Annotated in this window: 12 protein-coding genes; 9 read left to right on the top strand and 3 right to left on the bottom strand. The window is 65.7% G+C overall.

What is annotated here, in order from left to right; all coding sequences use genetic code 11:
- Positions 1–67 precede the first annotated feature (67 nt).
- Positions 68–1,516, bottom strand: coding sequence for a glycoside hydrolase family 76 protein (locus ACE3SG_RS20800; protein ID WP_374568116.1), 1,449 nt, complete (start codon positions 1,514–1,516; stop codon positions 68–70).
- A 498-nt stretch (positions 1,517–2,014) separates the two neighbouring features.
- On the opposite strand from ACE3SG_RS20800, the gene ACE3SG_RS20795 reads away from it, so the two are divergent.
- The 8 genes from ACE3SG_RS20795 (at position 2,015) to ACE3SG_RS20760 (ending at position 17,524) form a co-directional block, all read left to right on the top strand.
- Positions 2,015–4,042 (top strand): hypothetical protein, encoded by a 2,028-nt coding sequence (locus tag ACE3SG_RS20795; RefSeq protein WP_374568115.1) that lies wholly within the window; start codon positions 2,015–2,017, stop codon positions 4,040–4,042.
- Positions 4,043–4,128: 86 nt separating this feature from the next.
- Positions 4,129–6,030, top strand: coding sequence for a glycosyl hydrolase family 28-related protein (locus ACE3SG_RS20790; RefSeq protein WP_374568114.1), 1,902 nt, complete (start codon positions 4,129–4,131; stop codon positions 6,028–6,030).
- Between the two features lie 263 nt (positions 6,031–6,293).
- Positions 6,294–9,110 carry an AbfB domain-containing protein gene (locus ACE3SG_RS20785; protein ID WP_374568113.1) on the top strand — a complete coding sequence of 939 codons (2,817 nt, stop codon included), beginning with the start codon at positions 6,294–6,296 and terminating at the stop codon, positions 9,108–9,110.
- Positions 9,111–9,239: 129 nt separating this feature from the next.
- Complete coding sequence (locus ACE3SG_RS20780) at positions 9,240–10,778, top strand: M12 family metallo-peptidase (RefSeq protein ID WP_374568112.1); 1,539 nt, start codon at positions 9,240–9,242, stop codon at positions 10,776–10,778.
- A gap of 95 nt (positions 10,779–10,873) precedes the next feature.
- Positions 10,874–14,026, top strand: a complete 3,153-nt coding sequence (locus tag ACE3SG_RS20775) for a TIM-barrel domain-containing protein (protein WP_374568111.1) — start codon at positions 10,874–10,876, stop codon at positions 14,024–14,026.
- 491 nt (positions 14,027–14,517) lie between these two features.
- The gene (locus ACE3SG_RS20770; RefSeq protein ID WP_374568110.1) at positions 14,518–14,994 is read left to right on the top strand and encodes a hypothetical protein; all 477 of its coding nucleotides are present in this window, start codon (positions 14,518–14,520) and stop codon (positions 14,992–14,994) included.
- Entirely contained in the window at positions 14,991–15,341 is a 351-nt protein-coding gene (locus ACE3SG_RS20765) for a hypothetical protein (RefSeq protein WP_374568109.1), read from the top strand. Before ACE3SG_RS20770 ends, ACE3SG_RS20765 begins: the two co-directional genes overlap by 4 nt.
- A 269-nt stretch (positions 15,342–15,610) precedes the next feature.
- Positions 15,611–17,524: an AAA family ATPase gene (locus tag ACE3SG_RS20760; protein ID WP_374568108.1), complete on the top strand. Its 1,914-nt coding sequence runs from the start codon at positions 15,611–15,613 to the stop codon at positions 17,522–17,524.
- A 261-nt stretch (positions 17,525–17,785) separates the two neighbouring features.
- Here the strand turns inward: ACE3SG_RS20760 and ACE3SG_RS20755 are convergent, their stop codons facing one another.
- Together ACE3SG_RS20755 and ACE3SG_RS20750 are read right to left on the bottom strand one after the other, a co-directional pair.
- Entirely contained in the window at positions 17,786–18,415 is a 630-nt protein-coding gene (locus ACE3SG_RS20755; RefSeq protein WP_374568107.1) for a hypothetical protein, read from the bottom strand.
- A 45-nt stretch (positions 18,416–18,460) separates the two neighbouring features.
- Positions 18,461–20,974, bottom strand: a complete 2,514-nt coding sequence (locus ACE3SG_RS20750) for a protein kinase (protein ID WP_374568106.1) — start codon at positions 20,972–20,974, stop codon at positions 18,461–18,463.
- Between the two features lie 471 nt (positions 20,975–21,445).
- Between ACE3SG_RS20750 and ACE3SG_RS20745 the strand changes: the two genes are divergently transcribed.
- Positions 21,446–22,195, top strand: a complete 750-nt coding sequence (locus ACE3SG_RS20745; RefSeq protein WP_374568105.1) for a hypothetical protein — start codon at positions 21,446–21,448, stop codon at positions 22,193–22,195.
- Positions 22,196–22,314: the final 119 nt, after the last annotated feature.

Here is a 22,314-nt window from a genome sequence, read left to right as displayed (position 1 = left end):
CGCTGCAGCGCGGGGCAGGGCCGTGCGCTACGGGTGGCAGCGCCGGCCCCTTCTTGTTGTGATCAGGTCAGGGCGCCGCGTTCAGCAGGTCCAGCGCGCTGTGCTGGCGGGCGGCGTCGATCGAATCCAGCGGCCCGGCAAAGTGCAGGCCGTAGGCGTCTTGCGGGTTGCGGTCGTTCGCATAGGCGCTGTCGGCCTGACGCTTCAGGTAAGCGGTGTACGGGTGCTTGGCCAGCAGCGTGTTCAGCGCGCGCAGGCCGCGCACATGCGCGCCCTTGAACGATGGGCCGTCGCCGCCGCAGCCGTTGTTTTCGCAGGGCTCGCGCAAGATGCCGTTGGCGTCGTGCAGCAGCGGTGTCGTGGTCGACGCATTGGCGATGCGCTTGGCCATCGTCTTCACGGTCTTGTCGCCAGTGGCGCGGTACAGCTCGGCCAGCGCGCCCACCAGCACGCCCTGGTTGTAGGTCCAGACCTGCGAGCCGTTGTTCTTGCAGGTCGTCAGGCTGATGCCGTCGTTGACCAGGTTGTCGGCGTTGACCATGCCGGTGCCCTTGAACCACGCCCACTCGTCCTTGGCCCGCTTCAAATACAGCGTGTCGCCGGGGATGCGGTTATGCAGCGCCGCGGTGAGGTGCAGGTACAAACTGTTGGCGATCGCGTTCTTGTAGGTTTTGGCGTCGCTCCACCAAACACCGCCGCCGCAGGTGCCGTCCCAGAATGTGGCCATGTAGTCGGCGTCGGCCTTGGCGGTATTCAGGTAGCGCTGGTCTTTAGTCTGGTCATATGCGGCGATCCAGGCCAGGCCCCACCAGCCGGTATCGTCGATATAGTCATTTCGGAATTGACCCTTGGCAGAATTGATATTGCGGTCGTAGGTGTTGGCAATGGCGTAGGTGTAACTCCCCATGCCGCTCGCCTGGATGTTCTGTATGAGCGCCGTCAGCGCATTGGCCGAATTCCACCAACCGGTGGTATCGAACAAACCCGTACCCTGGTTGTAGAAGCCCATCAGCGCGGTGGCGGCCGCCGTGCGCCGATCGCCGGCGTTCCAGGTCGTGCGGGCCCAGGCGGTGCAGGCGATCTCGGGCCGGTCGCCCGCCTTGCCGCAGGCGCGCAGCACACCCACGCCGCGGTTGGCCCAGTCGTCGACATTGAACATCTGCGTGCGCCAGCCCTGGTTGCCCGCGGGCACGGTGGTGTCGCCCAGCTTGCTGCCGCCGGCCCAGCTACGGCCGTTGTCGAACGAGCGGTCGAGCCACACCTCGTCGCCCGGCGAGCCGTTCTCGATCGAGGCCCAGCCCATGTCGTCGGCGTCGTCGAGGTGCAGCACCAGCTTGCGCGAGTAGATCGTTGCGCTGACGGCCTGGCGGTCGCCGGGCGAGAGCGCCGGGTCGCGGCCGTCGCAATAGCGGTCGCAGATGGTGGCGGCCACCGCGCCGTGCGCCAGCGCCCCGAAGATCGTCGGGGCCAGCAGCCATTTGGCAGCGTCGGCAAGGCGAGAGCGGGAAAGCGGCATGGGTGACTCCGTTCGAGAAGTGGCCTGCGGTTGGCAAGCGAGCGAAAGCGCTTTCTACTTCAGGAAACGTTAAGGTCACATTTATAGAAAACCCTAGACGTTCAAACAAGACCGCGCTGGATTCAGATACTCGGTTGCCGGTCGATGTTGGGTGGGGATTGGGTCGATCTGCGGGGCTTTCGAGGCAGGCTGCCGCTCCGGTGCCGGTACTCTGTTGCAAAGGCCCGAAACCCACGCAGCGATGACACCGTTGTCGACTGTGGCCGCGGCCTGCTTGAAAACGTTATCTGCCTGCACGCGGGGCAACCATTGTTGCGACTGGTTTCATTTTGGTTATGTGCCACGCGGGGTCATTGGAATCAGTTCCAAAAGTATGACCTATAAACCAGACCGAGGCGGCGGGCGGGTGGCGAACACCAAAGCCAACGCGCGTCGGTAAAAACCCCGTCTGCTCGGCCTGATTCTGAAACCGAGAGGGCGCTTCGAATGCTCAACAAAATGGTTGTTGACAATTTCTTCGATGGTTCGACCAGCCATTCGACAGCCCCGGTTCGACATCTGCGCGCCTGGCTCGTCGTCGGGGGCCTGCTGGTGGCCGGCGCTGCGCAGGCCGACCTGACCTGGCCCACCAAGCAGTTGCTGCCCAGCTTTCCGGCGCCCCGGGCCACGCAAGACCTGATCACGCTGCGCGAAACCCCGCTGCGCTGGGAGGCTGAGGGCCCGCTCGTCTCGCACGGCACCGGTCACGCAGACGGTGACGGCTGGCTCTGCCAGACCGGCATCGACGCGCCCAACGCCCACATGGTCTATGGCCCGTACGACAGCAGCGTGCCGGCCGGGCCGAACACGGCCGAGTTTCAGCTCAAGATCGACAACAACACCGCCAACAACGACCCGCAGGTGGTGCTGGACGTGCGCGATGCGACCACCGGCGCGGTGCTCGCGCAGCGCACCGTCAACCGGATGGATTTCCCGTTGGCGGGCCAGTACACGGGCTTCCAACTGCCGTTCACCCTGGCCGCCGCCGACCACTCGCTCGAGCTGCTCGTGTACTGGCTGGGCGGCGCCTACATCAAGGTCGACCGGGTCGGCGTGGCCCAAGGCCCCAGCGCCGACGAGATGGTCTTGTTCGCCTCGCTCAAGGGCATCGTCAACTTCAAGAAGCCGCGCATCTTCTCGTACGAGGGCGACGCGTTTGCCGAAGGCCCGACCACCTGGCTGCAATCGCTGGGCCTGCAGTGGGTGGAGGTGAGCGACAAGTGGAGCCTGATCACCAAGTACCGCGACTCGCTCGCCGGCCTGATCGTCTACGACCCTGCGCAGCCCGACACCATCAACCTCGCCACGGCGATCGCGCGCAAACGCAAGGCGCTGATCGCGTCGCCCACGTTGGCGGCCAGGCTGACGGCCGCGCCGTACAACCTGCCCGTCCTCGTCGACTTCCGCGGCCAGTTCAGCAGCAAGCTGCAGGTCTACCAAACGCTGTTCGACAGCTACTGGCCCACGTTGACGCACCGCGCGGTGGTCAGCATCTCGCCCACGATCCACAAGGCGGCGGTTCGCGAATACGCCACCGCCGTGGGCACGGCCACCATCTGGCTCGACCCGCGCGTGCCAGGCGAAAGCGAGTTGCTGAACAGGTTTCTCGCCGGCATGGGCGCGGGCACCGTGATGCTCGGCTGGTGGCCGGAAGAGGGCAGTGGCGTCGAGCGCGCGTCGCAATACGGCATTGCCACCGTGGCGAGCGATTGGTCGAGCAACCTCACCGTGCACAGCGGCATGCCGCGCACGATCCAGATCGCACCCACGCCCACCAAGCCGCCGCTGCAGAACAAGCTCTACGTCGCGTTCATCTTGAGCGACGGCGACAACCTGCAGTACGTCGAGCACCTGATGCGCAAGCTCTGGAACAACCCCGACCGCGGCAAGGTGCCCATCGGCTGGACGGTGTCGCCGGCGATGGTCGACGCGATGCCTGGTGCGCTGAACTTCTTCCACACCACGTCCACCGTCAACGACAACCTCATCTCCGGCCCCTCGGGCTACGGCTACACCTACCCCAACTCGTGGACCAACGCCGCGGCGCTGGACCAGTTCGTCGCCAAGACCGAGCGCTACAACCAGAAGGCCGGCCTGAAGGTGATCACCGTGTGGAACACGATCACCGGCGGCATCAGCCAGGCCTCGGGCAACGCCTATGCACGCAACGCGCCCACGCTGCTGGGCCTGACCGCGCAGAACACCGGCGGTGGCTTGACCCTCTACAACAACAGCCTGCCGGGCATGGCCTTGTCGTGCAACTACTGCACCGACGAGCAGGCGATGAAGAACCACATCGCCTCGGCCGCCGCGGGCTGGAACGGCGCGTCACCCCGCTTCATCCTGATCCAGGCCCAGCCCTGGACCAACGTGACGCCGACGACCTTCTTGAACGTGGCCAACAGCCTGGGCGGCGACTACGTCGTCGTCCGGCCGGACACCGCCTTCCAACTGATCCGCGAGGCCAACGGCCTGCCGCGGTGGTGATTGGCCGAATGGCCGAATCGCCGAGCGGCCGCGGCGCCGTTTCGCCTTGATTCAAGTCTCGATTCATGCCCTGAGGAGAAGTGCCGATGAGAGTGAACAACCCAACCCGCTGGCGGGCCTGGCTGGCCAGCGCGGCGGCCGGTGTGCTGGCCTGCGCCGCGGCGCAGCCGGCGCTCGCGATCAGCCGCGGCGCGAATGTGCCGTGGACCGAATACCAGGCCGAAGACGGCCAGACCAACGCACAGATCCTCGGCCCCAGCCGCCAGAAGTGGGACGCCAACCACATCGAGGCCGAAGCCATCGGCCGCAAGGCCGTGCGGCTCAACAAGACCGGCGACTACGTTTCATTCACCAACCAAAAAGCCGCCAATGCCATCGTCGTCCGCTATTCGATTCCCGATTCCGCTGGTGGCGGCGGCATCGACGCCACGCTCGGCCTGTACATCAACGGCACCCGGGTGCGCACGCTGCCCCTCACGTCGCGCTACGCGTGGTCGTACCTCGGCGGCAAGATCGGTGACCCCGTCGTCGACGTTCCCGGCCCGCAGCCGCACACCTTCTTCGACGAAGTCCGCATGCTGGTCGACCCGATCCCGCAAGGCGCGACCGTCATGCTCAAGCGCGACGCCCAAGACAGCGCGCCTTTCTACGTCATCGATCTGGTCGATCTGGAGCAAGCTCCGCCCCCGTTGACGATGCCCGAGGGCTTCACCTCGGTCACCCAATTCGGCATCTTCCCGGACGACGGCGTCGACCACGCCGACGACATCCTGCGGGCCATGCGCTCGACAGCCAAGCTGTGGTTCCCGGCCGGCAACTACCTGGCCAACGTCATCCACGGCGGCAACGTGGGCCTGGACAACCCCGGCATCGAGATTCGCGGCGCCGGCATGTGGCACACCAACATCCGCGGCGCGAAGTCGATGTTCTTCTGCTACGGCGCCACCGCCCGCTGCGTGTTCGGCGACTTCTCGATCTTTGGCGAATCGAAGGCCCGCGACGAAGAAGCCAACGGCCCGCAGAAAGCCTTTGCCGGCCCGATGGGCAAGAACAGCCTGATCGAAAACGTCTGGATCGAGCACAAGGTGGCCGCCATCTGGGTGGGCAACGACCCGCCGTACCAGACCCAGCCGACCGACGGCCTCGTCATCCGCAACTGCAGAATCCGAAACACCTACGCCGACGGCGTGAACCTCGACAACGGCACCTCGAACTCGATCGTCGAGAACTGCCACATGCGCAACACCGGCGACGATGCGGTGGCGATCTGGGCTATCCAGTGGACGAAGTGGGTCGCCTACAAGACCTACGAGTTCGGCCCGAACTTCTTCACCGATGAGCAGCGCAACGCGCCAGACCAGGGCATCGGCCACGGCAACATCGTGCGCCATGTGTCCGTGCAGATGCCGTGGCGCGCCAACTGCTTCGCGGTCTACGGCGGGGCCGACAACATGTTCCGCGACAGCACCTGCGAAGACGTGTTGACCTACCCCGGCATCTTGATCGACCACGAGTTCAGCCCATATCCCTTCGCCAAGCCGCGCACCACCTTCCAGAACATCTCGCTCACGCGCGCCGGTGGCACGATGTTCCGCGAAGACGGCCCCAACCCCTGGCACCACGGGGCGCTGAAGTTCTACCTGCGCGAAGGCAGCATCAGCGACATCTACGTGAACGACCTGGACATCATCGAGCCCACCTACGCCGGCATCGAGTTTCGCGGCTTCGGCACGCCTTACGTCCAAGGTGAACGCATCCCGCCGTATGCGCTGCAGGCGGCCGACAACGCCACGATGACCCGCGTCAAGCTCGAGAACGTGCACGTCAAGCGCGCCGGCACCTACGGCATCGAGGTGGCCGACGGTGGTGGCCGCGGCTCGGTGCGCTTCGTCGGCGTCACCGTGGCCGGCTCCAAGGTTGCGCCCTTGCAGCGCGAGAACGCACCCGACAGCTTCTTCGACAAGGGCGCCGGCAACAAGGGCTGGTGACCCGCCTCTAGTGGCCTGTCACATTGAAATGGGAGTGGAGGACGGCGCGAGACGGTGTGCAATGCAAGGCGCGAAGCACAGCGATGCCCCGTGGCATCGCGAGCATTCGCAACGCCGCAGTGCGCACCGTATCGCGTCGGCAGCCACTTCCGATTTCAGTGTGACAGGTCACTAGACACCGCCAAAGCGGCGCCCCGTGCCATGGGGCGCAGCGCCGCTGTGCCCGACGCACAGAACCGACATACCAACGAGAGAGACCCTGCATGACACCCCAACTCCTTCTTGTCGCGTTGGCCAGCGCCGCGGTGCTGGCCGGTTGCGGCGGCGGCACGGCCGATGACACGGCCAGTGCGCCGAACGCCGCGCAGCGCACACACGCACTGGCCGCTGCGGCCGACACCGCTGCGCCCGCCACGGTCCCCGTGCCTCGCATGATCACCCCGTGGACGGACGCCGCCTTGCAAGCGCCCGTGCCACTGCCCGAGTACCCACGCCCGCAGATGACCCGCAGCGACTGGGTCAACCTGAACGGGATGTGGTCTTACCGCGGCGGCGCCGGCGCACCTGATGCCGAGCACCCGCCAGTGAGCGCACCCACGTTTCCGCAGAACCCCGAGCAGATCCGCGTGCCTTACCCGGCCGAGTCTTACCTCTCGGGCATTCAGCGCATGGGCGAGCGCCACCTTTGGTACAAGCGCAGCTTCACCGTGCCGGCCGGCTGGTCGGGCAAGCATGTGCTGCTGAACTTCGGCGCGGTCGATCGCCTGGCCACCGTCTACGTCAACGGCACCCAGGTCGGCCAGCACAGCGGCGGCTACGACAGCTTTAGCTTCGACATCACCAAGCACCTGAAGGCCGGTGCCAACGAGCTGGTGGTCGGCGCCTTCGACCCCACCGACGGCAGCGACATGCTGGGCAAGCAGACCAACTCGCCCGGCGGCATCTTCTACACGCCCAGCTCGGGCATCTGGCAGACGGTGTGGCTCGAGCCCGTGGCCGTGGCCCACATCGACAGGGTCGACCTGACGCCCAACGTGGCCAACGAGTCGCTGAAGATCGCGCTCAAGGGCAAGAAGCTCGACGGCCTGACCATCGACGCGGTGGTCACCGCCAATGGCGTGAAGGTCGCCACCGCCAGCGGCAGCGCCACCAAGGCGCTGAACGTGAAGGTCAGCAACCCGCACCTCTGGTCGCCGGACGATCCGTTCCTCTACGACCTGACGCTCAAGCTGAAAAACGCCAACGGCAAGGTCGTCGACACCATCGGCAGCTACTTCGGCATGCGCTCGATCAGCGTGGGCGATGTGGGCGGCGTGCCGCGGCCGTTGCTCAATGGCCAATTCGTCTTTCAGAACGGCCCGCTCGACCAGGGCTTCTGGCCCGATGGCAACTACACCGCGCCGACCGACGAAGCGCTGAAGTCTGACCTGGTGGCCACCAAGGACCTGGGCTTCAACATGGTCCGCAAGCACATCAAGGTCGAGCCGCAGCGCTGGTACTACTGGGCCGACAAGCTGGGCCTGTTGGTCTGGCAAGACATGCCCCACGCCTGGGACGCCGAGAACAACACGGCCGTGCGCGACAAGGTGCGTGCCGAAGACCAGGAGATCGTCAACGAGCACCGCTCGTCGCCCGCGATCGTCACCTGGGTGATCTTCAACGAGAGCTGGGGCGATTTCGACATGCCCGGCATGGCCGCCACCTTCCGCCAGTGGGATTCGACGCGCCTGATCAACACCCACTCGGGCATCAACTGGGCGCCGGGCGACAGCGGCGCAGGCGACCTGATCGACCTGCACGACTACCCCGGCCCCGCGGCGCCAGACTGGCAGCCCGGCCGCATCTCGGTGCTGGGTGAATACGGCGGCAACGGCCTGCGCGTGGACGGCCACATGTGGAACCCCGACTCCACCTGCTGCTACGTGCTCTACCCCGACCAGGCCTCGCTTCAATCGGCCTACGCGGGGCAGGTGAACCGCATCCGCGAGCTGGCCAACACCAAGGGCCTGAGCGCGGTGGTCTACACCGAGATCACCGATGTGGAAGACGAACTCAACGGCTTCCTCACCTACGACCGGCGCATCCACAAGATGGACTTCGCCTTCGTTCGCGCCGCCAACCGGGCACTGGTCGAAGGCGTGCCGTACTTCCGGCTCGGCACGTCGTATTCGCTGCGCACCGTCACGCCGGGTGTGACCGACCGCTACATCCGCCACTTCGACAGCCTGGGCTACACCGCGGTGGTCGACGACGCGAGCAGCGCCGTGCTGAAGCAAGACGCCTCGTGGAAGCCGGTGACCGGCCTGTCGAACAGCGCGTGTTTGTCGTTCGAGTCGGTGAACATCCCCGGCAAGTTCATGCGCCACCTCGACGGCCGCATCCGCATCGACGCGAGCGACAACAGCGATGCCTTCAAGCAATCGGCCACCTTCTGCCCGCGCAAGGCGCTCGATGGTGGTGGTGGCGTGTCGTTCGAGTCGGCCAACAAGCCCGGCTTCTACATCCGCCACCAGGCTGAAGGCGTGTGGCTGCATCCATCAGACAACAGCGAGCTGTTCAAGGCCGATGCCTCGTGGGCGCAGCAGACGGGCTGGTGGCGCAGCGCGGTGATCCTGCCCACCGGCAACTTCCAATCGCTGCGCGTGCTGACCCCGGGCTTCGACAACCGCTACCTGCGCCACATCGACGGCCTGGCCAACACCGAGGTGGTGACCAGCGGCAGCGACGCCGTGCTGAAGGCCGACGCCACCTGGCGCCTGGTGCCGGGCCTGGCGAACGCCAGCTGCTACTCGTTCGAATCGCGCAACTTCCCCGGCGAGTATCTGCGCCACCAGGCCTCGCGCGTGAAGCGCATGCCGCTCGAGAACTCAGACCTCTATCGCCAGGATGCGACCTTCTGCTCGGCGGCCGGGCAGGGCGGTGGCGTGCGCTTCGCGGCCATCAACTACCCGAACCGCTTCATGCGGCACTACGCCGCGCAGGTGTGGATTGCCGACGGCTACGGCGGCAGCGACTGGAACACCTCGGGCAGTTTCGAGAACGACACGCGCTGGGCCGTGGAAGCCGCCTGGGCGCCGTGAGCCCAGGGCGGCCACACCCGACGGCCACATCGAACGGCCGCCCCATGCCTTGAACAACGAGAGGCGGGCCCCACGCCCGCCCCGATTCGGCAGGGACACCACCACTTCATTTCTGCAAGGAGACCACTGATGCACACGAAACAGCGTATCCAGCGTACGGGCCCGGTCGTCATTCGCTCGGTCTTGAACCGCCTCACGTGGGTGGCCGCCGCCGCGGCGATGGCCACCACCGCTGCCCACGCGGCCGACATGAAGGTCTTTGGCGCCCACCCGCAAGGTGCGGCACTGACCCGGCTGGAGATGGCCCGCCCCGCCGATCTGCCGGCCAAGGGCACGTTCCCCGTCAACGTGAACATGCGCCAGCTGCGCAAGCTGCCGCTCAACGCCGAGGTCGAGCTGAACCTGCCCGACGGCCGCAGCGTGGCCGTGGTGCACGACGACACGCGCCGCAGCGAATCGGGCAACGTCACGTTCGTGGGCCACCTGCGTGACCAGGGCATGGACTACCGCGTGATCTTGACGGAGGCGCCCGATGGCCTGGCCAACGGCATCGTCACCTTGCCCGAAGGCGGGTTGCGCGTGGAGGGCCGCACCGGCCAGACCTGGCTGATCGACCCGCAGCGTGCCGGCATCGGCTACGCGCCGCTGGCCGAGCCGCGCCTGCCCGAAGGCTTGAGCGCGGCGGTCGAGCGCAAGCGCGATGAAGCGGCCGCACCCGAGGGCATCGCCCAGCCGCTGGCGCAGTCGACGGTCGACATGATGGTTGTCTACACGCCCAACATGGTCAGCCGCTACGGCGGCGACGCCGGCGCCCGCGCGCGCATCGACAGCCAGATGGCGATCTTCAACCAGATCCTGCGCGACAGCGCGGTCGAGGTGACCGCGCGCCTGGTCAAGACGCTGTATGTGAACCAGGACGACAACGTCAACCAGGGCACGCTGCTGACGATGATCACCAACGGCCAGGGTGCCTTCTCGGGCGTGCGCCCCGCGCGCGACGCGGCCAAGGCCGACGTGGTGCACCTGCTGCACAAGCCGACCGTGGGCGTGGGCTCTTGCGGCATCGCCTACCTCAGCGTCACCCAAGGCCCCACCGGCCATGCCGACTGGGCCTATGGCGTGACCGACGACAACTGCCCGACGATGGTGATGCCGCACGAGGTGGGGCACAACTTCGGCATGAACCACGACCATGCGCAGGGCGGCGGCGACCCGGTGTTCCCCTATGCCTGGGGCTACATCGTGCCGGGCACGAACTACGGCGACGTGATGTCTTACGCCGGCACGCACTACTACAAGTATTCGAACCCGCGCATCGGCGGCTGCTCGGGCCAGGCCTGCGGCCAAGAGGGCTGGGCCGACGCGGCGCGGGCGATCAACGGCACGAAAGACATCGTCGCCAACTACCGCATCGGCAGCCTCGCACCGGCATGCTTCTACGAGCACGCCAACTACGCCGGCAGGGGCTTCTGCGCAACGGGCGACAGCGCGTGGGTCGGCCAGGACTGGAACGACCTGATCTCGTCGGTGCGCGTGCCTGCCGGGGCTCGCGTGACGCTGTATGAGCACGCCAACTACGGCGGGCGTGCGGTGGTGCTGACCGGTGACACCTCGATGGTGCCGCTGGATTTCAACGACAAGACTTCATCGTTCAAGATCGCCCGCTGATGTGGGCGGCAGGGGAGAGAGATATGTTCATTCGTTCGTCACGTGCCCGGTGCACTCCCATCGCGTTGGCCGTTTTGATCCTGGGCTGCGCATTCGTGTCTGAAGCTTCTGCGCAGGCGGCTGAATCGAGCCCCAAGGATTGGGCGGTGGTGTCGGGCGCGGCCCGTTTCGAGGTGTTGTCGCCGCGCCTGATTCGCACCGAGTTTGCAGGGGACAAGCAGTTTCAGAACGCCGGCACCTTCAATGTGGTGGGCCGCAACAAGTTCACCAAGCCGAAGTTCACGGCTGAGAGCGCGAACGGCTGGCTGACCATCACCACCTCGGCGATGGTGCTGAAATACAAAGAAGGCTCGGGCGCCTTCAATGCGCGCAACCTGGTGGTGCACTTGGCGGGCGACGAGCCGCTGGCGGTGGTGCCCTGGCAGCGCATCGAGTGCGAGCTGGGCAACCTGTGCGAGGCCGAGCAACAGGCTTCGACCGGGCCCTCGCTGGCCACCGACCACACCGGCTACACCGGCGACGGTTTCGTGGCCGGCTTCACCAACGTGAACGATGCCCTGGCCATCGACGTCAACGTGCCCCAGGCCGGCACCTATTCGTTTCAGGCGCGTTACGCCAACGGCGTGGGCGGCGACGGCCAGCACACCCAGCGCAGCCTGAGCCTGGCCGTGGACGGCGTGGCCGCGCCGGCGCTGGCCCTGCCCACCACCGCCAACTGGGACACCTGGGCCGTGGCCAGCGGCGCGCTGCCGTTGAAGGCCGGCCACAACACCGTGCGGCTCTTTCGCGCCGCGGGTGACTCGGGCAACGTCAACATCGACAGCCTGGCCGTGGTGAACCTCGGCGCCGGCTACCCACCGCCATCGTCTCGCCAGGCGCTGGACTGCGCCTATGGCACCGTGTGCGAAGCCGAGACCACCCGGCTCGCCGGTTCTGCCACCACGATGACAGACCATGCGGGCTACGCCGGCCGTGGCTTCGTGGCCGAGATCAACCAGGGCGCCAGCCTGGCCACCCGCATCGCCAGCGTGCCGGCCGATGGCACCTACACCCTGCAGCTGCGCTACGCCAACAGCACCGGCGGCGATGGGTTGAACCAGACCCGCACGATGCGCGTCAGCGCCAACGGCGCCAACACCACGCTCAGCCTGCCACCAACGGGCAACTGGGACACCTGGAAGACGGCCACGGTCGACGTGGCGCTGAAGGCCGGCGACAACGACCTGACGCTGAGCTGCCCAGACATCGCCAGCTGCCATGTGAATGCCGACACCCTCGCCATCACGGCCACCGGCGCGCCCGCGTTGACGGCGCACATCCCGCTCGGCGGCTACCGCCGCAGCCTCGACCAGATCCACGGCGGCGGGGCGCCGCTGACGCCGGGCCTGCTGCACCGCGATGGCTGGTACCGGCTGGACGACACGCTGTCTGGCCTGTACGACAGCAAGACCGACGTGCTGCAGCCGCGCCCGACCCATGGCGCCGAGAGCTATCAAGACGGCTACGTGTTCGCCTACGGCCGCAACTACAAGAAGGCGCTGGGCGACCTGGCCACGCTGACCGGCCCCTCGATGCTGCTGCCCCGCTGGGCCTATGGGGTGTGGTTCTCGGAGTATTACGACCGCACCGCGGCAGACTTTCAGAACAACATCGTGCCGCGCTTTCGCTCCGAAGGCGTGCCGCTGGATGTGCTGGTGGTCGACACCGATTTCAAGGCGGTGGACACCTGGTCCGGCTGGGAGATCGACACGGCCAAGTTCCCCAACCCGAAGGGCTTTCTCGATTGGGTGCACGGTCAGGGCTTGTTCGCGCCGTTCAACATCCACCCGTCCGTGGTCGGCAACGACCCGCAGTTCGCGCAGGCGCAAGCCACCGCCAAGAACAAGCTGGCTCGCACCTATTGCGGCGGCACGGCCGGGTCCAACCCTTTCGGCTGTTATGGCTTCGACTGGGGCGACGCCGATCAACTGGCCGCCTACTTCGGTCTGCACCAGCAGATGGAAGACCAGGGCGTGGACATCTGGTGGCTGGACTGGTGCTGCGACGGCTCGACCAACTCGCGCCGTGAGGTGACATCCGACGCCTACATCAACCAGAAATACGCGGCCCGCGTGAGCAAGAAGGTCGGCCGTGGTTTCGCCTTTTCGCGCGCCTACGGCTCGGGCCCGGCCAACAACCTGCCCAACGAACCCACCGGCCCGTGGGCAGACAAGCGCAGCACGCTGCATTTCACCGGCGACACCTATTCGACCTGGGACATGCTGGCCACCGCGGGCGGCTACACCGCCGCCGAGTCGGCCGCCACCGGCATCGCCTCGGTCAGCCACGACATTGGCGGGCACAACAACCCGGGTGACCAGGCGCCGGGCGCCGAGCCTGGCACCACACGCATGTCCGACGACATGTACGCCCGCTGGGTGCAATTCGGCGCCTTCCAGCCCATCTTGCGCCTGCACAGCAACCACAGCGACCGGCTGCCTTGGCAATACGGCGCGGCGGGCAAGGCATCGGCTACCAAGTTCTTGCGCTTGCGCGAGCAACTGGTGCCCACCACCTACTCGTTGGCATGGAAGGCCAACAAGACGGGCGTGCCCCTGGTGCGGGCGATGTACCTGGAGTATCCGAACGAAGAGGCCGCCTACGCCACCGCATGGTCGCAATACTTCTACGGGCCCGACATCCTGGTGGCGCCGGTCGCGGCGCCCGGCAGCTCTGCCAGCACCTCGGTGTGGCTGCCGCCCGGCCAGTGGACCGACTACTTTTCTGGCACCACCTACAACGGCAACAGCACGCCCACCATCACCACTGACCTGAGCTCGATGCCGGTGTTCATCAGGCAGGGTGGGCTGCTGGTGACCCGCAGTGACAACGCGCCCAACGACGTGCAAAACCCGATGACTGCACTGACCGTGACACTGGCAACCGGTGCCAAGGGCAAGTTCACGCTGTTCGAAGACGACGGCAAGAACCCCGACCTCGCGCAGAGCGCCACCACGGCGATGGTGTACGACGAAAGCGGCGGCAGCCACACCCTGAGCATCCACCCGGCCCAAGGCCGCTTCACAGGCCAGGTCATGCAACGCGCCTGGAGCGTCGTGTTCATGAACGCCAGCGCCCCCACCGCGGTGACCCTCGACGACGTGGCTGTGCCGCCGGGCAATTGGCACTACGACGCCGGCAGCCGGCGCCTGACCGTGCAGGTGGCCCAGCGCTCGGTGGTGAAGAAGACCACGGTGGCTTATCGCTGATCTGCCGTTGACGGCTATCGCGGTCGTCAACTGGCAGAACGGATTGCCGGCCCGTTGCGGACGTTCCGGGCTTGGGGGGCGGGGCGGGCCGCGGCGCGTCGCGGCGGGCGGTACCCGCTGGGGGCTCATGAGTCCGCGCCCTCGGCCTGCGGCCGAGGGTTCCCTGCAGTGCTCGCCTTCGTGGCCGCGGCCGAACTCGCTGCGTTCGCTTCGCTCTCTGCGCTCGAACAGCGGCCGCGAGTTTGTTCACGAGGCTCGCTGGCGCTCGCTGCCACGAACGCTGCGCGCTTCGGCGCTCCCAAAATCGCCCCCAGCGGGTACCGCCCGCCGCGAGGGCCATCGTGGTGGCGTTTCCCTGGTCAGGCCGCACGCGCCATTGCCGTGCACGCCCCGGCGAGCTCGGCGGCGAGTAACCGTCGCGGTGGATGAGCCATTGTCAGAGGCACAGCGCACCGAGGACGGACGCGGTTCATTGGCCACATACAAAAGTCTTGCCTGACATCGTAAATGTGGTGGATGACACCGCTCCCCGAAGTCAACAAGATTCCGGAGGAGGTGCCCTGCGCATGACAGAGACAGTCAGCGTTCTGAAGGAAATCGCGGAGAGTTCTAGCCATCTTTCGGCATGGGCGCTAGCCGTTGCCGGCGGAACGGTGGGGGCCATTGTCAGCACGTCCTATCGACGCCCAATCACGCTGCCGTCCAGACTTCCCTATTTACTTTTTGTCCCGGGTTGGATGTGCCTGGCTGCATCGTTGTACATGGGCAACCGCTTGGCCGGCGAGTACTTGGCATCGTTGCTGGTAAAGCCAGAAAGCTCTGCAGTCATTGCCTCCCAGATCAATGACACATATGCAAATCAGTGGAGTTGGCTCTTGTGGTCGTTGGCCTTCTTCGGCTGTTGGCTTCTCGTCTTCCTTCTTTTCTGGGTGTTCGGCAAGGAGACGGCAAAAGGAGGTGAGTCGTGAATCGAGTTCTTATCCTGTTGATCGCTACAGCTACGCTTGGTCAGGGTTTCGCTGCGGACCAATGCGACTGCACGATATATCCGTTCACACCGAATCCACCATGCTATGGCAAGTGCGTCGGGCAGTTGACATCCTTGAAGGGTACAGATTTCTCGAAAATCAAGCAGCTTGACCCTGGCGTCGCAGTCGGCCTCAAGGTGATCGCGTCGCGACCAGACAAATCGGCTATCGACTTTTCGAAGATCAAGGGCAAGAAGGATCTGGAAGGGCTGGCTCTTGAATCGCTCGAATCTTCGAAGAAGTTCGAGCTAGTTCCCGTCGAGTCCCCCGGCCCCGGCTCACGGTAGCGACATGTCTTGGGCGCCCGTTACCAATCGAGTCGGTTGCTCATGCTCACCGCTTTTGGGGGTGAACTCCGAGATACGGATGGCGCCCCCGGCCATCCTCTGCTCTTCAGGAGAGGATGCTTTGCAGTCTTTCGTGCAGACATTTGAGGCGCCACCGCCGCGTCGAAATTGCTCATTGCGACAAGCGTCCAACCTGGCGATCCAGTGGCCGACACAACTCTAGAAATAGAATGTTCCTAGACGCGCCGCGATAGCGCATGGGAGAACAAATGTCCGCGCAGATCGAGAGCATCAGCGTCAAGCGTTTCAAGCAACTCGCAGAGTTCGAACTGGATCTGAAGGACACAACCGTCCTTATCGGTGCCAACAACGCCGGCAAGAGTAGCGCTCTGCAAGCCCTGCACTTTGCTGTCTCAGTTGCCCAGACCGCCAAGCTTGTCGGCGACGGGGTCAACTGGGCAAAGGACAAATTTCAGGTCTCATTCAACCCGACGCAGCTTCTCTACTCGCCCGTTGCCGACGTTCTGTCGTTGGCACACGGCGGGCAACTACAGGAGCCGCCGGAGTCTCAGATAGAAATCAGCGTCGCTTGTGTGGACGGCACTAGCTGTGTTGTCTCGGTCCGCCGCGGTCGAAATCGAAACATCGCTGTGGTGGTTGAGGGAAGAAGGTTGGGGGAGCGTCTCATGGACCTCACCAACCCGTTCACGATCTACGCGCCGGGACTGGCTGGGATTGCCAAAGAGGAGCGCTACCAGTCACCTGGGGTTGTCCGGCGAATCGTTGCACGCGGCGATGCCAACCTCGTCCTGCGCAACGTTCTGCTGATGCTCAAGGATGCCGAAAACACAGAGGCAAAAGACCGGGCCGAACAGCTTACAAAGGGCAAGCTCAAGCCCGAGGAAATGCAGAGTTGGAAAGGCCCTTGGCAGCGATTCCAAGATGGCATGAAGAAGCTATTTGACGGTATCGACTTCGAAATTAAGTTCGATCGGGATCGCGATGAGCACATAGAAGTCTTCTTCACGAGACCTGGCAAGCCCCGATTGCCAATTGACGCCGCAGGTACATCCATACTGCAGGCCAGCCAAATCCTCGCATACATCACCCTCTTTCGGCCGAGTGTTCTGATCCTGGACGAACCGGATTCGCACCTGCATCCGAATAACCAGCGAGCTCTATGCAATCTGATACTTGACCTGGCCACCGAGCACGGCTTTAGGCCTCTCATCAGTACGCACTCCCGTCACGTGCTCGATGCGATGCGCGAGCGCTCGACAGTCCTGTGGGTGAGTAACGGAAGCAAAGTGGACTTCAACAGCGTGACGACGGCGTCATTGCTTATGGAAATTGGAGCGCTCGACTCCGTGGATTACTTCGCCGGCGGGTCCGTCAGATGCCTCTTTGCGACAGAGGACAGTGCCGCCGAGTCGATCAAGGCTCTCCACTCGCTGCTGAGCGTCAACGGATTCAAGCTGCCGGAGACTGATATACGCGCCTACTCAGGGTGCACCAAGATTGATTCTGCCAAGGTTCTCCGCGGCTTTCTCGCTGACAAGGCCTCCCAGGTCCAGTTCGTTCTGCATCGAGACCGGGACTACATGCCGGAGGAAGCAGCACAGAAGTTCGAGAGTGAGATCAGAGCGATCGGGGCATTCCCTTTCCTGACAGCGCATTCGGATGCTGAGGGCTACTTCATCAACGCTGAACATCTCGCTCACTTGAACGCTGGACTTTCGGTGGCACGTGCTCAAGAACTGATTGATGAAGCTACTGAACAGTCGATGGGCAAGAGCCTCAAGACACTAACCAACCTTCGATTCGAAGTCGCACAGCGTGAACGCAAGGGTGGCAAGGCACCCGATGTTTTTGAAATTGCTGAAACAGCCAGAAGGGACTACGAGGCAAGCCCTTCCAAGTGGAGACGAGGCAAGCCCGTCTTGAACCTGCTGAAGCAGTTGATCCACCAAGAGCTAGGCAAGACGGCCAACGTCATTGACCCGTCTCCATACGTCATCATCCCGGACCTTCAGAAGATTAGCGCTCAGATTTGGCCTGCTACCTCGGCAGGTGAAGGTAAACAGGCCAGGCAACTGGTATCCCCTCCAAGTGATTCGGCAACGCAACTAGCGACCGAGACTTCCGCCGGACAGTCTGAAAGTGAGCCAGCAACTCCTCATTGAATCAGAGGACGAGTAGTGTGGCCGCCGCCTCTAGTACATCGAATGGCGACTTTGCCTCATCCTTTCAAGTGAACTGGCCGTCCGCTTCTGGTCTAGACCGCAAGTTCGAGGCGAAGCGAAGCGGTCACCGGCATGGCGCGAACGGCTTGCCCGGCGGCCGCTCAGCTTAGCGCGCCAAGCCCGGCCGATGTCGCAAGGCATCGTGGGTACCGCTGCGGGCGACCACGGGCAGCCTGCGTAGCGGCCATCCGCGGCACGCTACTAAAGCAGCGGCACCCCCAGGCACGCCGCAAGCGAGTCCATGTCAACGCAGGCCGTGGCCGGTTGACTCTCATACCGCGTGCCGAGACTTCGAAGGCACACAGCTTCCGCATGCGCACGCTGAATGAGCGGCTCTTTCGGGAGCGTTCCTCCGTTGACCTTGGCCGCAAGCGCGAGGCCCACATCATGATGTTGATCGAGGTCCATCAAGAGGTCGTGAGAAAAGTGCTCGTTCGACATTGCGCAGGCGCGTGATTCATTCGACGCTGTGGCCGACGACCCGACGCGCGCCTTCGCAATCTGAAGCGCCGCGCGCCAATGCGAGTCGCCCGTCATGATGTAGGCGAACGCGGTGGGGAAGTTGGGGTACGAGTTCGAAAAGGCCGTGCGCGCCGCCCGGTAGTCTCGCTTTCGGTAGGCGCGCTCGCCATCGCGATTGAGACGGTCGGCCGCACGTTTGTCGGCTGCGCTGCGGTCGGGCGCTTGACGGTCGATGTTCGAGAGGATGCGCAGCGTGTCCGCTGATGCTGGCTCGCGGGGCTGGTCGGCTGCTTCCGCAGCGCAGATGGATACCGCGAGCCAGATGGGGGCGCTGGTGAAGAGATGCCAAGTGACCTTGAGTGCGCTCATCGTGGCCTTGAGGGCTTACCGCGCTGGGTGAGCATTACCACGCCCTCAGCGCGCCGACGCAACGCGCTCGATCGCCGTGCGCACCTCCTGCGTGCTGATATTGCCGGCCCCGGTGCCGAAGCGTTTTTCAACGTCCCCCAGCACCTCAAAGCTTTGTTCGTAGCGCCGCCTGGCCTCGGGCTTGGCGCCCAGGGCTTCCAGGGCCTGGCCGAGGTGGTAGAGGTTGGCGCCGTGGGTGTAGAGGGGGTAGGCGTCTTGCTTGGCGCCGGCGGGTTGGCTGTCGAAGACCGTCACGGCTGTCTGCAGGCGATCGCGCGCTTGGGCTGCGTCGCCGGTGGCCAGCAGGGCGGCGCCGAGTTGCCCCAGGCAGTGGGCGCGCTCGAACCGGTAGCGAACGTTGGTGGGGTCGGCTTCGCTGAGCCTGTCCCAGATGGCGAGTGCTTTCAGGTGCTGCGCGCGGGCCTCGGCGGGCTGGTTCAGGCGGATGAGGGCGCGGCCCACGTCGTCGCTCATCGCGGCCACCCGGGCGGCGAGCAGCGCGTCTTCGGGCTTGGCGGCCAGCGCGCTTTCGAGCAGCGCGACACCCTGGCTGAAGGCGTCGTGGGCGAGCTTGGCGGTCTCTTGCGTGGTGTCGCGTTCGAGGTAGCGGTCGCCGAGCTGCGAGTAGTGGCTGCTGAGGTAGAGCTGCGCCTGCCGCTGGTTCGGGTTGCGCGCGAGCACGCGGCGCAGCAGCTCGGCGGCCTTCTCTGACTCGACCATGAAGCCGTCCATCGTGTCGGCGCCTTGCATGGCTTGTGCACGCTGGCCGAGCGTCGTGGCGAGCAGCATCAGGTCGGCTTCGTCGTCCGGGTGTGCGGCCGAGAGTTTTTGCGCAATGGCGACGGCGTTGGTGGCGGCGGCCAGCGCGGCGGCCGATTCAACGCGCATCGCCAGCAGGCTGGCCTGGCTTTTGTACAGGCTCACCAACTGCCGCAGCGCCGGCTCGTCTGTCATGCCTTCGAGCAGCGCCACCCCGCGGGCGTAGCTTTTCAAGGCACCGTCGGGGTCGCCCAGGTTGGACGTGAAGGCCTGGCCCTGGATGTCGCCGATCTTGCGGTAGGCGGTGGCCAGTTCCACCCGCAAGGCGGGGTCGCCGCTCGATTCGGCGCTCAGCTCTTCGAGGTACTTCAGGGCGGTCTGCACCAGCAGCTGGCGCGCGGGTGTGGCACCGGCCAGCTTGACGATGGCATCGTGCACTTCGAACATGAAGCTGTTGGCCAGCCGGCGCACGCTTTGCGCATGGTGCTCGGCGCGCTCGCGCTGCTGCCGAGCCTGCACCGCCTGGTAGCTCGCCACGCCGGTGCCCGCGATGAGGGCGATGTTGGCGAACAGCACCGCGCCCGCCACGGCCTTGTGGCGCAGCAGCAGCCGGCCGACACGGTAGCTGAGCGCGCCGCGGCGCGCCTGCACCGGCAGGCCGTCGAGGTGGCGGAAGATGTCGTCCCCCAGCGCTTCGGCCGACGGGTAGCGCCGATCGGCCTGCTTGCGCAGCGCCATCATCACCACCGCATCGAGGTCGCCCTGCAGTTGGCGCCGCAGCGGGCGCGGCAGTGTCTGGCCTGCGGCATCGAGCGCGCGGCTGGGCGGCACCGGCTCGGTGTCGCAGATGGCGCGGGCGAGTTCGTAGCTGCTGCCGGTGGTGTCGCCGTAGGGGCTGACGCGCGTGAGCAGCCGGTACAGCACCACGCCCAGCGCGTAGATGTCGCTGGCTGGCGTGGCGGCTTCGCCGCGCACCTGCTCGGGGCTGGCGTATTCGGGCGTCAATGCCCGCTGCGCCGTGGCCGTGACCGTGTCATCGTGGGTCGGCCCGATGCGTTTGGCGATGCCGAAATCGACCAGCTTTACCACGCCCTGGGCCGTGACGAGGATGTTGCTGGGCTTCAGGTCGCGGTGCACCACGCCTTGGCGGTGCGCGTAGTCCACCACCTGGCACACGGTGCGGAACAGGCGCAGCCGGCCTTCGATGCCGAGCTCGCGCGAGCCGCAGTACACATCGATGGGCTGGCCATCGACAAACTCCATCACGAAGTAGGGCGTGCCGTCGTCGGCCACGCCGGCGTCCAGCATCTTGGCGAGGTTGGGGTGGTCCAGCGCGGCGAGGATGCGGCGCTCGGCATCGAAGCGCTGGCGCAAGAACTCGCCGTCCAGGCTTTCGCGCACCAGCTTCACGGCCACTTGCTGCTCGTACTGGCCATCGGCCCGCTCGCCCCGGTAGACCTCGCCCATGCCGCCGCGCGCGATCAGTGCCACCAGGCGGTAGGCCCCCAGCCGGCGCCCAACCCATGCGGGCGCGGGCTGCTGGCCGAGGTCGTCCATCAGTTGCTCGCTCGGGTGCGAGTCCAGCGGGGTGTCGCTCAGGTCGCTGGCGGCGAGCAGGGATTCGAGCTCTCGGCGCAGGCCGTCGTCGCCCTCGCACACGCGGTCGATGAACCCCGGCCGCTCTTCGACCGCGAGCGACAGCCCATCGGCCAGCAGGCCTTTCAATCGCTGCCAGGCTTGCGGATCCAGCGTTTGGGTCATGCGAGATGCTCGGCGGCGATCGTGGCTCGACCGTGGGTGGTGATGGTGCTTGTCGCGGTGGAGTGGGGTGCCATGAGGCCTTGCAGAGTTGACGGTGCAGGGGAGAAAAGATGTTAGCCCGCCCCGGGTTCAGCGAGCCCGCTGCGACATGGCGCGCACTGCGTTCTGCGTGCGGCAACACGCTGCTGCGGGGCGCGCATTTCGGGCCCGCGCAGACGCCTTCGCGCGTCGAGGCGGGTGCTGGGCGGTTCATCACAACAATCCGAGGGGCGAAGAGCCGGTGCCTGTGCCTGCCCGGCACCCTTGCTCGCCCCCCAGACTGGAGCCCCTATGCCACCCGTCACGCCGATCTCGACTGGAAGCGGCCACGTTCATCAAACGACGAGCCCGAGCCAGACGGCGCCCGCCGAAAGCCAGCCGCGCGCCCCTGCCGATGCTGGCAGGGCCGCGTTGGATGCGACGGGCCTGCCGATGCGGGTCTCTCGTTCGACAAGCCCGCCGGCGGGCCGCGTCAGCCTGCCGTCGATGGCCTCGCGCGTGCCGGGCCCCGGTGCCAGCGGCCCGGCAAACCTTCGGCAGTCTGCGAACTTTCTTCTCGGCATCAAGGACGAGCCAGGCAAGGCGGCGGCGTTTCAAGAGGCGGCCCAGGGCGGGCACGACGCGTCGCTGCGGTTCATCGCCGACAACGTCAACCCGAACCTCGCCTACGGCAGCGCGTTGAATTTCGGCAAGGCGCTGATCGGCGCGGGGCCGATGGCGCTGAAGCAGAACTGCGTCTACTGCAGCAAGGCGGCCGACCAGAACCTCGAGGCGCTCGCGTCGGGCAACCCGAGTGGTTTCTGGGTGGCCGACAAGACCTCTGCCGGCACGCTGCCGCAGCAGGGCAGTGTCGATCGAGGCCTGAGGCCCGACGACAAGCTCACCGACATGCTCGCCGCCGAGATCGCCCCGGGCAGCCGCGGCATCATCAGCGTGCCGCAGAGAGACACCCCGGCCTACAGCCACGCAATGAACTGCGTGCATGCCGACGACGGCTCGATCCACGTCATCGACGGCCAGAACAGCCGGGTCTACGACCTGTCGCAAGAGGTGGACCGCCAGAGCTTCGACGCCAAGTTCGGCCACAACGGCGGGCCTTGTGTCGCGCGCTTTTTCTCGACCGGCGCGGCGCCGCGCCCGACCGTAGGCACCGACCAGGGCGACTGGGTCCACGTGAGCTGAATCACCCGGTCGAGCGGCTGCCGCGCCGCTCGATGACTGCCAACTGCTCGGCGATACTCGCTGCCGCATCCGCCTGTCGGCGTGTGCCTTCTCGGGCGACGCGCTCGCGGCCTTCAGAA

The organism is Ideonella sp. (genome assembly GCF_041914305.1).
Lineage (GTDB): Bacteria > Pseudomonadota > Gammaproteobacteria > Burkholderiales > Burkholderiaceae_C > Ideonella.
Note: the sequence above shows the minus strand (reverse complement) of the source record. Positions and strands in the feature narration are given on the sequence as shown.

What these genes read in the sequence shown, in the direction of transcription:
- ACE3SG_RS20750 (WP_374568106.1), bottom strand. Translation starts at nt 20,974, where the DNA reads ATGACCCAAACGCTGGATCCGCAAGCCTGGCAGCGATTGAAAGGCCTG.
- ACE3SG_RS20745 (WP_374568105.1), top strand. Translation starts at nt 21,446, where the DNA reads ATGCGGGTCTCTCGTTCGACAAGCCCGCCGGCGGGCCGCGTCAGCCTG.
- ACE3SG_RS20795 (WP_374568115.1), top strand. Translation starts at nt 2,015, where the DNA reads ATGGTTGTTGACAATTTCTTCGATGGTTCGACCAGCCATTCGACAGCC.
- ACE3SG_RS20780 (WP_374568112.1), top strand. Translation starts at nt 9,240, where the DNA reads ATGCACACGAAACAGCGTATCCAGCGTACGGGCCCGGTCGTCATTCGC.
- ACE3SG_RS20755 (WP_374568107.1), bottom strand. Translation starts at nt 18,415, where the DNA reads ATGAGCGCACTCAAGGTCACTTGGCATCTCTTCACCAGCGCCCCCATC.
- ACE3SG_RS20790 (WP_374568114.1), top strand. Translation starts at nt 4,129, where the DNA reads ATGAGAGTGAACAACCCAACCCGCTGGCGGGCCTGGCTGGCCAGCGCG.
- ACE3SG_RS20800 (WP_374568116.1), bottom strand. Translation starts at nt 1,516, where the DNA reads ATGCCGCTTTCCCGCTCTCGCCTTGCCGACGCTGCCAAATGGCTGCTG.
- ACE3SG_RS20760 (WP_374568108.1), top strand. Translation starts at nt 15,611, where the DNA reads ATGTCCGCGCAGATCGAGAGCATCAGCGTCAAGCGTTTCAAGCAACTC.
- ACE3SG_RS20785 (WP_374568113.1), top strand. Translation starts at nt 6,294, where the DNA reads ATGACACCCCAACTCCTTCTTGTCGCGTTGGCCAGCGCCGCGGTGCTG.